Origin of the sequence: Thermithiobacillus tepidarius DSM 3134, assembly GCF_000423825.1 — a bacterium.
Taxonomy (GTDB): Bacteria; Pseudomonadota; Gammaproteobacteria; order Acidithiobacillales; family Thermithiobacillaceae; genus Thermithiobacillus; species Thermithiobacillus tepidarius.
The window spans coordinates 104,274-115,310 of sequence record NZ_AUIS01000006.1; the positions used below are offsets into that span (position 1 = coordinate 104,274).

General features: G+C 68.5%; 9 protein-coding genes. 1 reads left to right on the forward strand and 8 read right to left on the reverse strand.

Annotated features, from left to right (window positions below):
* Positions 1-190: 190 nt before the first annotated feature.
* Together G579_RS18550 and G579_RS0104215 are read right to left on the reverse strand one after the other, a co-directional pair.
* Positions 191-1,075 (reverse strand): potassium channel family protein, encoded by an 885-nt coding sequence (locus G579_RS18550; RefSeq protein ID WP_211218649.1) that lies wholly within the window; start codon positions 1,073-1,075, stop codon positions 191-193.
* Entirely contained in the window at positions 1,068-2,369 is a 1,302-nt protein-coding gene (locus G579_RS0104215; RefSeq protein WP_028989177.1) for an MFS transporter, read from the reverse strand. Before G579_RS0104215 ends, G579_RS18550 begins: the two co-directional genes overlap by 8 nt.
* 283 nt (positions 2,370-2,652) lie before the next feature.
* Between G579_RS0104215 and G579_RS0104220 the strand changes: the two genes are divergently transcribed.
* The gene (locus G579_RS0104220; protein ID WP_028989178.1) at positions 2,653-4,512 is read left to right on the forward strand and encodes an ABC-F family ATP-binding cassette domain-containing protein; all 1,860 of its coding nucleotides are present in this window, start codon (positions 2,653-2,655) and stop codon (positions 4,510-4,512) included.
* A 708-nt stretch (positions 4,513-5,220) separates the two neighbouring features.
* Here the strand turns inward: G579_RS0104220 and G579_RS0104225 are convergent.
* From G579_RS0104225 to G579_RS18115, 6 genes are all read right to left on the reverse strand, one after another.
* Entirely contained in the window at positions 5,221-6,024 is an 804-nt protein-coding gene (locus tag G579_RS0104225; RefSeq protein ID WP_028989179.1) for a ferritin-like domain-containing protein, read from the reverse strand.
* Between the two features lie 82 nt (positions 6,025-6,106).
* Positions 6,107-6,703 (reverse strand): CBS domain-containing protein, encoded by a 597-nt coding sequence (locus tag G579_RS0104230; protein WP_028989180.1) that lies wholly within the window; start codon positions 6,701-6,703, stop codon positions 6,107-6,109.
* A gap of 106 nt (positions 6,704-6,809) precedes the next feature.
* Positions 6,810-8,003: an O-succinylhomoserine sulfhydrylase gene (locus G579_RS0104235; RefSeq protein WP_028989181.1), complete on the reverse strand. Its 1,194-nt coding sequence runs from the start codon at positions 8,001-8,003 to the stop codon at positions 6,810-6,812.
* The gene (gene purF, locus G579_RS0104240; protein ID WP_230973787.1) at positions 8,004-9,461 is read right to left on the reverse strand and encodes an amidophosphoribosyltransferase; all 1,458 of its coding nucleotides are present in this window, start codon (positions 9,459-9,461) and stop codon (positions 8,004-8,006) included.
* Positions 9,458-9,967, reverse strand: a complete 510-nt coding sequence (locus tag G579_RS0104245; protein ID WP_028989183.1) for a CvpA family protein — start codon at positions 9,965-9,967, stop codon at positions 9,458-9,460. Before G579_RS0104245 ends, purF begins: the two co-directional genes overlap by 4 nt.
* Before the next feature lie 125 nt (positions 9,968-10,092).
* Entirely contained in the window at positions 10,093-11,037 is a 945-nt protein-coding gene (locus G579_RS18115; protein ID WP_051180822.1) for an SPOR domain-containing protein, read from the reverse strand.

Here is an 11,037-nt window from a genome sequence, read left to right on the forward strand (position 1 = left end):
CGTCTGTTGCGGGAACTTCGAAAGAGACATGCCGGATGCGTCCGCACCTGGATGCGGGCCTCTCGAGACTCAGCTTATCGGCCCGGCAGCCGGAAAGCATCCGACTTAATGGCATTGACCGGCGCCGGGCTGCTCCGGTTCAACCGGCGCGAACAAGGTACGGCTTGGGAGGGATCACTTTTTGCGGATTTCAGCGGATCGGGTTGCCTGGAAGCTCGGGCTCGCCCTTGCCATCATCGCTCTGGTCCTGGTGCGCGCCGGCGCCATCCAGCAGGCCGCGGGCCGCCATGTCCGCGCGCAGCGCCGCCAGCTCCCGGCGCAGGTGCTGGATGTCGCGGTGCATCTCCCGGCGCAGGGCCTGCTCGTCCTCCCCCACCACCAGCGCGACGACGCTGGCCGACAGCATGGACAGCAGCGCATAGCCCAGCAGCACGATGAGCACGGCGAAGATGCGGGCCGCCGGCGTGGTGGGCACCATGTCGCCGTAGCCGACCGTGGCCCCGGTGGTGAAGGCCAGCCACAGGCCTTCGGCATAGGAATGCACCGTCGGCTCGAGCCAGTAGAAACCGACGCCCGCCACACCCAGGAGGGCGCCGCCCAGACCCAGGAGGATGACCACGCCCGTGGGGGAAAAGATGGTCCGCAGCGCGCCGAAGATCCGCGCGATGAAGAGGACCACCACAATCAGGCGCAACGCCGGCACCAGATAGGGGATTTCCCCTGTGTACCAGCCGAAGATGTAGCCCGCGGACGCGACGACGATGAAGAGACTCAGCCAGTTCCACAGCAGATAGCGCAGGCGCTGGCGCGTGACCGCCAGCATGATCAGGAGCTCGATGCTGAAGGCGGTCAGGATGAGCAGGGACAGGGCCCGCCCCAGATCCCGGTAATCGCCGCCCAGCACCGCCTCGAAGTAGAAGGCCGGCAGGGCCAGCAAGGCCGCCAGCACCATGGGCCAGTGCAGGCGCCGCTCCCAGGCGTAGGCGGCGGGCCGGTCATGGGGCGGCACCCCGCCCAGGCCGGTCCAGCGGTAGACCGCGTGGCGCGGTTTGGTCACGCGCGCGGTTTCAGGCATGGCGCCAAGCCTCCTCCGCCGCCACTGCCGCTCGCAGCCCGCGCGGGATGTTCACCCACCACAGCAGCACCAGGCCGGCCAGGAAATAGCCGCCGGTCAGCAGCAGCGCCAAGCGGTGATCGTTGTGGGTCAGCCAGGTGAGCAGGCCGTAGGTCATCGGCCCCAGGATGGCGGACAGGCGCACCGCCAGGCCCCACAGACCGAAGAACTCGGCGCGCCGGCTGGCGGGGCTCAGCAGGCCCACCAGCGCCCGGCCGATGGACTGGCTGGCGCCGAGGCACAACCCGGCCACGTTGGCCGCCAGCCAGAAGCGCTGCGGCGTGTCGGCCGTGTAGGCCAGATAGATCATCACGAGCCAGCCCAGCAGGGTCAGGCTCAGGGTGGGCCGGTGGCCCAGACGGTCCTGCACGTGCCCGAGGAAGAAGGCGCCGAGGGCGGCGGTGACGTTCACCACCAGAATGAGCTTGATGCTGTCCTGGGTGCTGAAGCCCATGGCCTCCTGGGCGTAGACCGCCGCCAGCACGATCACCGCTTGAATGCCCGCCGAGTAGAACACCACGCTCAGCAGAAAGCGGAACAGATCCTGGTAGCGGCGCACGTGGTGCAGGGTCTGGCCGAGCCGCCCGAAGGCGGTGCGCCAGACGCCGTGCGGGTGCGCCTGCGGCAGCGCGCGCTCGCGCAGGAAGAGAAAGGTGGGCAGGCTCGCCAGGGCGAAGACGGCGGCGGTGATCAGCATGGTCGCCGGCACGAACTCGGCCGCCGTCGCCCCATGGCTCTGGGCGAACTGCACGTAGGCCAGGCAGGCGCCCAGAGTGAGCAGGCCGCCGAAGTAGCCGAGACTCCAGCCCCAGCCGGACACCCTGCCGACCGCCTCGCCGCGCGCCAGCTCGGGCAGGAAGGCGGCGACCAGGGTTTCGCCGAGGCTGTAGGCCACGTTGGAGAGGATCAGGAGCAGCACCCCCAGCGCCACGTCGCCGGGCCCGACGCCGTAGAGGGTGGCGGTGAACAGCACGCAGGCCGCCGTGGTCCAGGCCAGCAGGCGCTTCTTGGCCGCATGGGCATCCGCGTAGGCGCCCACCAGGGGCGAGAGCAGCATGGCCAAGGCATAGGAGACCGACAGGGCCGAGGTCCAGGCCAGGGTCGCCCAGGGCTGGCCCGCGGCCACCACGCCGACGAAGTAGGCATTGAAGACGGCGGTGATGACCACCGTGGTGTAGCCGGAATTGGCGAAGTCGTACATGGCCCAGCCGAAAAACTCGCGGCGGGCGACACTGTCGGCCAGGCTGCTGCGCATGGGAACCCCTGTGGTCTTGTGCTGTCTACCGCCGCGTGCGTGGCGCGGCGCTCGTTCGTGTGCTTGCTGCCGGAACCCGCGCATGAGAGCGGATGGGACGCGCAGGCCAAGCGCGGGTCCGGCGTCCAGCGCGCGCCAGCTTGCTCCCACCAGTGGGATTCGGCGCACGGCCGCAGGAGCGAGCTGGCTCGCGATTGCTGCGGCCACGCCGCCCCCACAACACCGCATGAGGCCACAAAGGCACTTATGCGACGGGTTCTAACATAATACAATTTGCCGGATCATGTTGAACATTCAAAACCTCTCCTACCACCAGGGCGCCCGGCAGCTCTTCCGCGGCGCCTCCCTGCAGCTCTTCCACGGTCAGCGCCTGGGCCTCGTGGGCGTCAACGGCTGCGGCAAATCCACCCTGTTGCGCCTGATCCGCGGCGAAGCGCAGCCGGACGGCGGCGACATCAGTCTGCACACCGGCATCACCATGGCGAGCGTGGCCCAGGAGATCGACACTTCGGCGCGCCCGGCCCTGGATTTCGTGCTGGACGGCGACCTCGAGCTGCGCGAGCTGGAGGCCGTGCTCGGACAGGAGCGGCACGATGCGGCCTACTTCCAGGCCCAGAGCCGCTTCGAGGCCATCGACGGCTACGGCGCCTCGGCCCGCGCCGCCCAGCTTTTGGCCGGCCTGGGCTTCGCACCCGAGCAGATGCAGGCCCCGGTCAACAGCTTCAGCGGCGGCTGGCGCATGCGCCTCAACCTGGCCCGGGCGCTCATGCGCCGTGCCGACCTCCTGCTCCTGGACGAACCCACCAACCACCTTGACCTAGAAGCCATCCTCTGGCTGGAGCAATACCTGGCCCGTTATCCCGGCAGCCTCATTCTGGTCTCTCACGACCGCGAGTTCCTGAACGCGGTGGTGGACCGCATCGGCCACATCGACCAAGGCCAGATCACCCTCTACCCCGGCGACTACGACGCCTTCGAAACGCGCCGGGCGGAGCGCGCCGCTCAGCAGCAGGTTCTTTACGAGCAGCAGCAGGCGCGCATCGCCGAACTGGAGCACTTCGTCGCCCGCTTCCGCGCCAAGGCCAGCAAGGCCCGCCAGGCGCAAAGCCGCCTCAAGGCCCTGGCGCGCATGGAACGGGTGGCCAAGGTGCAGGTGGCGGACGGCTACAGCCTGGAGCTGCCCAGCCCGGAACGCCCGCCGCAGATCCTGCTCAAACTGGAGCAGGCCGCCTTCGCCTTCGGCGAGCGGCCTTTGTTCCGCGGCCTGAACCTGACCCTGCGCCCGGGCGACCGCCTCGCCCTGCTCGGCCCCAACGGCACCGGCAAGTCCACCCTGATCCGCCTGCTGGCCGGCGAACTGCAGCCGACCCAGGGCACGCGCCAGCTCACCCCGGGCGTGCGCATCGGCTACTTCGCCCAGCATCAACTGGAGCAGTTGGACCTGGCGGCCACGCCCCTGCAGCACATGCAGCGCCTGGACCCCGAAACCGATGCCCAGAGCCTGCGCAACTTCCTCGGCCGCTTCGGCTTCGGCGGCCACGAGATGGACCGCCCGGTGGGCGGCTTCTCCGGCGGCGAAAAAAGTCGTCTGGTGCTGGCCGGCTTGGCTTGGCAGCGGCCGCACCTGCTGCTCCTGGACGAGCCCACCAACCATTTGGATCTGGACATGCGCGACGCCCTGACCTTGGCCCTGCAGGACTACGCCGGGGCCATGGTGCTGGTCTCCCACGATCGCAACCTGACCCGCGCCTGCGCCGACCAGCTCCTGCTGGTTGCCGACGGCCAGGCGGCGGCTTTCGATGGTGACCTGGACGACTACCGCCAGTGGCTCGCCGCCCGCGCTGCCCGCGCCAGCGCCCCGAAACCCGACAAGCTCACCGCGCCCAAGCGCGGCCCCGGCGCCAATCTCAAGCAGGTGCGGCAGAAACAGGGCAAGCTGGAGGCAGAAATGGCCGTGCTGGAAGGGGAACTGGCGCGGCTGGACGCGCTGCTGGCCGACCCCCTGCTCTATCAGCAGCCGGACCCGGAAAAATTCCAGACCCTCAACGCCCAGCGCGCCACCCTGCAGGCGCGCTACGGCGAGTTGGAGGAAGGCTGGCTGGCGCTGGAGGAGGAAGTGCAGATGCTGGCGGCCGAAGGCTGAAGCGCAAGGCCATATAGCTCCCCGGGTCCAGGGGAGACATGCGCCTTGCACCCTCCGGCCCGCCCTCGGCAGCACGTGGACCTCGTGGGTTCACAGGACTGTAGGAGCGAGCTGGCTCGCGATCGACTGCATGGCCGCCACGGAATCGCGGGCCAGCCCGCTCCTACGGCTGGCGGCGGCAGCGCGGTCCGGGGGGTGCCGCCGGGGCGCCAGCCATATCAGCCCTCACCCTGCCTCTCCCCAGGGAGAGGGTGTTCCGGGCGGCTGCGATGCCGCGCCAAGCCAGGCGTGCCGGCATCCCAGGCTGTAGGAGCGAGCTGGCCCGCGGTGGCTGGCCTGGCGGCATAGTGGATCGCGAGCCAGCTCGCTCCTACGGCCGGCGGCGGCAGCGGGGCTCTGGGTTGCCTTCGCCGTTTCGCGAGCCGCAGGCGAGCGTGAGCGCAGCGAACGGCAAAACAACCAGCGGGAGTTTCGCGAGCGCAGCGAGAGCGAACGCAGAGAGCGGCAAAACGACCAAGGGGAGTTTCGCGAGCACAGCGAGAGCGAACGCAGAGAGCGGCAAAGCAGGTTGCCGCCGGCAACCCCCGACACCCAACTACCCGCGGGCGCCAGCCCGCTCCAACCCTCAACCCGGTGGGGCTGGAGCAAGCCCACCCAAGCACCCGCCCTTCAACGGCACCCCGCCCACAAGCCCGCTGGCAACGTCCCCTACCCCAAACTCCGCAACTGCTCCAGCTCCGCCGCCAGAAACCCCGCCTGCACCCGATCCTCCAGATTGAACGGCCCCTTCAGCCGCCCCTTCATATACTGCTCCACCAGCGCGAAAAAGGTGCCCACCGGCTCCAACCCGCGTTGCGCGCAGAGATAGTGGAACCAGCGCGTGCCCACGGCCACGTGGCCGATTTCATCGCGGCGGATGAGGCGCAGGATGGCGGCGGCTTGCGGGTCGCCGGCGGCCTCCAGGCGTTCGATCAGGCCTGGCGTCACGTCCAGGCCGCGGGCTTCCAGCACGCGCGGCACCAGGGCCATGCGCACCAAGGGATCATGGGCCGTGTCCACCGCCATCTGCCACAGGCCGTCATGGGCGGGGAAGTCGCCGTAATCGGCCTCCAGACCGCGGATGTGGTCGCGCAGCAGCTCGAAGTGTCGGGCCTCCTCCCGTGCCACGTTCAGCCAATCGTGATAGTAGTCGCGCGGCAGGTCCCGGAAGCGGTAAACCGCGTCCAGGGCCAGGTTGACGGCGTTGAACTCGATGTGGGCCAAGGCATGCAGCAGCACGGCGCGGCCCGCGGGCGTGTGCAGCCGGTTGCGCTTGGGCAGTTCCTTGGGCGGCACCAGCGGCGGGCGGGCCGGGCGGCCCGGCGCCGGCAGGGGCGCAATCTCGCCGCCGCCGGCCAGGGACAAGGCGCCGGCCGTCCACTGCGCCCACAGGGCCTGGGTACGGGCGCATTTCTGCGCGGGATCGGCGGTCAACAATGCACCGAGCGCCTGCTCGAAGAGGGATTCGCTCATGGATCAAGATCTGAGGGAGGTCAAACTGCCCGGCTCCTGCGGCACCCCACCAGGGACGGCACCGCAGGCCGGTCCTGGTGGGCTAGTGGTTTAGCACGGCTTCCAACTGGGCGAAATTCTGCACGATGCCGGTGGGCTGGATCTCCATCCCGAGCTGCCGGCCGATCTGCGTGGTGGAGAAGATGCCGCGGATCACCTGGCTCTTGTCCAGACCGTCGGGCTCCACCACCAAGGCGTGCTGGCGCCCGGCCTCGCGCAGGGTCATGATGATGTCCCCCACGCGGCTATGCAGCACATCCTCCATGTGCAGCACCTGAATGTCGGGCTGCGGCGTCATGATGTGCTCCACCAGGATGCGCTCGCGCGGCAGGCGCTCCTGGGAGGCGAAGTGCACCGGCTTTTCGCCCATGAGGTCGCGCGCGGTAATGAGGCCGACCACCTCGTGCTTTTGGTCGGTGACCAGCAGCATGCGCACCTCGGCATGGATCATCTTCTGCAGCGCCGCGTCGATGGGCACGTCCGGCGCGATGGTCACGGCGGTGACGCGCTTCAGGTCCGTCATCACGTCGATGGCCGGACTGTCCGGCGTCACGATCTTGGGAAGCTCCTGGGAAAACCGGTAAAAGCTGATGCCCTTGTCCAGCGTGCCAGAGCGCAGCACTTTGTATCTCTCGGCCATGGTCGCTCCTCCTGCGGAGAAAAGTGGTTCCTCTATTAGGAGTAATAGACCACGAACGGCGGCCATGCCTAGCCGGCCTTCGACCGAGCCGGCACGCCTCGCCCGTTCAGGTGCCGATGGCTGCCAGGCCGCGGGCGAGGTCCTGCCGCAGGTCCTCCACGTCCTCCAGCCCCACGCTGATGCGCACCAGGCCGTCGGTAATGCCGGCAGCGGCGCGGGCCTCGGGACTGACCCGGCTGTGGGTGGTGCTGGCGGCATGGGTGACCGTGGTCTTGGCGTCGCCGAGATTGGCGGTCAGGGAGCAGATCCGGAGGGCGTCCAGGAACGCCCACGCCGCCGGCTGACCGCCCTTGAGATCGAAGGACAGGATGCCGCCGGGCCCCTTCTGCTGCCGCTGGGCCAATGCGTGCTGCGGATGGCTGGCGAGGCCGGGATAGAACACCCGGTTGACCTGCGGCTGCGCCTCCAGCCATTCGGCCAGTGCCTGGGCCGAGGCGTTATGGCGGGCCATGCGCAGGGACAAGGTCTCCAGGCCCTTCAGGAAGACCCAGGCGTTGAAGGGGCTCATGCTCGGGCCGGCGGTGCGCAGAAAGCCGCGCGGCCCCTCCATCAACTCCCGGGAACCGAGCACGGCGCCGCCCAGGCAGCGGCCGTGGCCGTCGATGTACTTGGTGGCGGACTGGATGACCACGTCGGCACCAAAGTCCAGAGGCCGCTGCAGGACCGGCGTGCAGAAGGTGTTGTCCACCACCAGCCGGGCACCGGCCTCGTGGGCGATGGCGGCCAGCGCCGCCAGGTCGCCGATCTCGGTCATGGGGTTGCTCGGCGTTTCCAGGAAGAGCATGCGGGTGTTGGGGCGGATGGCGGCGCGCCAGGCGCCCAGGTCCGTCAGGTCCACGAAGGTGGTTTCCAGGCCGAAGCGGCCCAGAATGTTGCTTAGGAGCTGGACGGTGGTGCCGAAGATGGCGCGCGAGGCGACCACGTGGTCGCCCGCCTTCAAAAGGGCCATGAAGGTGGCCAGGCAGGCGGCCATGCCGGAGCCGGTGGCCACGCAGCTTTCCGCGCCTTCCAAGGCCGCCAGCCGCTCCTCGAAGGCGCGCACGGTGGGATTGGTGTAGCGGCTGTAGACGTTGCCGGGCTGGCCGGCGAAGCGCGCCGCCGCTTCGGCGGCGCTTTGGAACACGTAGGACGAGGTGGGAAAGATGGGCTCGCTGTGCTCACCCTCGGGCGTGGTGTGCACGCCGGCGCGCACGGCCAGCGTATCCGGTTGCCAGTCCTCCCAATTGTTGTCGTTGTCCACTCAACCCTCCTTGATCAGCCGCAGTTGGCGCTCCTCCGCACCGATTTCCTTGAAGATGGGGTAATCCCCGGAAAAGCAGGCATCGCAATATCCCGTCTCGCGGCTGCCCATGGCCCGGTAGAGGGCGTCCATGGTGAGGTAGCCCAGCGAGTCGGCATTGATCAGCTTGCGGATCTGCTCTTCCGAATGCTGAGCGGCGATCAGGTGCGAGCGGTCGGGGGTGTTGATGCCGTAATGGCAGGGGCCAGTGGTCGGCGGCGAGCTGACCAGGAAGTGCACCTCGCGGGCGCCGGCGTCACGCACCAGGTTGACGATCTTGGCGCTGGTGGTGCCGCGCACGATGGAATCGTCCACCAGCACCACGCGCTTGCCCTTGAGCACCGACGGCATGGCGTTCAGCTTGACCTTGACGCCGAAGTCGCGCACCGACTGGGCGGGCTGGATGAAGGTGCGGCCCACGTAATGGTTGCGGATCAGCCCCAGCTCGAAGGGAATGCCGGTGGCCTCGGCGTAGCCCATGGCCGCCGCCACGCCCGAATCGGGCACAGGCACGACGATGTCCGCGTCCTTGGGATAGAGCTTGGCCAGCTCATGGCCGATGCGCTTGCGCGCGTTGTAGACGTTGATGCCGTCCAGATTGCTGTCGGGCCGGGCGAAATAGATGTATTCGAAGACGCACATGCGCCGGCCGACGGGCGCAAAGGGGCGGCGGGATTCAATGCCTTTTTCGGAGATGATGACCATTTCGCCGGCTTCGATGTCGCGCACGAACTCGGCGCCGATCAGGTCGAGGGCACAGGTCTCCGAAGCCAGCACGTAACCGCCGGATTCCACCAGCCGGCCCAGCACCAGGGGCCGAAAGCCCAAGGGGTCTCGCACGCCGATCAGGCGGGTCTCCGTGAGCGCGACGATGGAGTAGGCGCCCTTGGCCTGGCTCAGGGCTGCGGCCAGGCGCTCGCCAGCGTCCTTGCCGTCCACCCGGGCGGCCAAGTGCAGGATGACCTCGGTATCCATGTCCGTGTGGAAGATGGAGCCGGCACGCTCCAGTTCCTCGCGCAGTTCGCGGGCATTCACCAGGTTGCCGTTGTGGGCCAGGGACAGGGCGCCGTGCCGGTAGTTGATGACCAGCGGCTGGGTGTTGCGCAGCACCGAGTCGCCGGTGGTGGAGTAACGCACGTGGCCGATGGCGCGGTTGCCCTTCAGCCGCTTGATGTCCTTGGCGCTGAAGACATCGGCGACGCGGCCCATGCCGCGGTGGTTGTAGAACTCCTGGCCGTCCGTGGACACCACGCCCGCCGCCTCCTGGCCGCGATGCTGCAGCGCGTAGAGGCCGAGATAGGCGAGATTGCTGGCTTCGGGATGCTCGAAGATGCCGACGACGCCGCACTCGTCGTGAAAGTGGTCATCGTCCAGCAGGGAGGAAAGCGGCTTCAAAGGATGGGCAGTGGAAGCGTTCAATGTGACTCCGCCTGTGATTTCGGTCGCAAATACTTAGACAACGACTTGGGCAAATAATTATACAACTTGGAAGCCACCGGGGTGAACCACGGCACGGTCATGGATTTGTGCCACCAGGGGTCCTTGGCCATGGGCGTGGCCTGGGCGATCAGGACCAGGAGGCCGGCCAGCAGCACGGCGCGCAGCAGGCCGAAACCGCCGCCCAGGGCGCGGTCCACGGTGGATAGGCCGGCCTTGTGCAGGATCTGCTGCAGCAGCAAGGCAAAGAGATTGCCGATGATCACGGTCACCAGGAAGAGCGCCAGGAAGGCGGCCACGATGCGCAGCGAGGGCGTGTCGATGAAGGGCTTGAGCAACTGGGCTGCCGGCGGGCTGTAGTGGATGGCCACCACGAAGCCCAGCAGCCACAGGAAGAGCGAGAACACTTCGCGCACCAGGCCCCGCAGCAGGCCCACGATCGTGGACACCAGCAGGATGGCGAAAATCAGACAATCAAACCACACCATTTTCGCGCTCCCGCCGCGCCCGGCTTCCGTACTGCCAACTCAACGTCTTCTCTCCAAAGATACGGCTGCAACAGAGAATGGGCGCCGGCCGCAAACGCTCCCCTGCCTCGCGGCCCTGCCGGTCGTCACTTGGCCGGCACGATGATCGCGGCCACCTGCGCCTTGCTCTGCACCGCGCTGCGGAACTGTTTGGCCTGCTCGTAGTTGGCGTAGGGGCGGCTTTGCACCTTGTACACGCCGCCGCCCTCCACCACCCGCAGCGCCAAGCCGGTCCCGCTCATTTCGGTGACGAGGTGATCGGCGTTGGCGCGAGTCTTGAAGGCACCCAGCTGCACCACGTAGGGTCCGGGGCCCGGCGCCGGCTCCGGCCGCGCCGCCTCGGCGCTGGCCGCGGGCTTGGCGGCAGCGGGTTGATGCGGCTGGGACGCGACCGCTGTTTTGGCGGCCGGCGCGGCCTCGGGGCCAGCGGGCTTGGCCGCTTGCTGCTCCTGGGCCAGTCTGGCCTGCAAGGCCTGTTCGCGCTCCGCCTGTCGTGCAGCTTCATCCTGGCCTTGGGGCGCGGCCGGGCTGGCTGCCCGCGGCGCCGGCGCCGCGGGTGCGGCGGGCTTCGGCACGGGCGGACTCACCCGGGTTTCAGCCGGCGGCGCCTCAGGCGCAACCGCCACCGGGGCCGGCTTGCCCGGCGCAGCGGCCTTGACGTCCATGGCGGACTGCTGGCCGGCGGGCGCGGCCGCCACCGGCTCGTCGCTGGGCGGGTAGACCGGACCGGTCTCGGCAGCCGGCGGCGTCACCGGTTCCAGCACCGGCACATTGTCCGCCATGGCGGGAGCCGGCTCGTCTTCCAGCGGAATCTTCAGCTGCACCGCGTCCTTTTCCTTCGGCACCTCCGGCGGCTGGCGGTCGCTGAACATGAAAACCAGGATCAGCACCACCACAATGGCCAGCACGCCGCCGATGATGATGCGATGGAGGTGCCCCTGGCGGGCACCGGACACTTCTTCGTAGTCCGCATCGCTCCAGGCGTTGTCCAACTCGTCGCTCAGTACGTCTTCCCGCTTGCGTTCGTCCAC

Excerpts from the sequence above, each read along its gene's own strand:
- G579_RS18550 (WP_211218649.1), bottom strand. The coding sequence starts at position 1,075 with ATGCCTGAAACCGCGCGCGTGACCAAACCGCGCCACGCGGTCTACCGC.
- G579_RS0104215 (WP_028989177.1), bottom strand. The coding sequence starts at position 2,369 with ATGCGCAGCAGCCTGGCCGACAGTGTCGCCCGCCGCGAGTTTTTCGGC.
- G579_RS0104220 (WP_028989178.1), top strand. The coding sequence starts at position 2,653 with ATGTTGAACATTCAAAACCTCTCCTACCACCAGGGCGCCCGGCAGCTC.
- G579_RS0104225 (WP_028989179.1), bottom strand. The coding sequence starts at position 6,024 with ATGAGCGAATCCCTCTTCGAGCAGGCGCTCGGTGCATTGTTGACCGCC.
- G579_RS0104230 (WP_028989180.1), bottom strand. The coding sequence starts at position 6,703 with ATGGCCGAGAGATACAAAGTGCTGCGCTCTGGCACGCTGGACAAGGGC.
- G579_RS0104245 (WP_028989183.1), bottom strand. The coding sequence starts at position 9,967 with ATGGTGTGGTTTGATTGTCTGATTTTCGCCATCCTGCTGGTGTCCACG.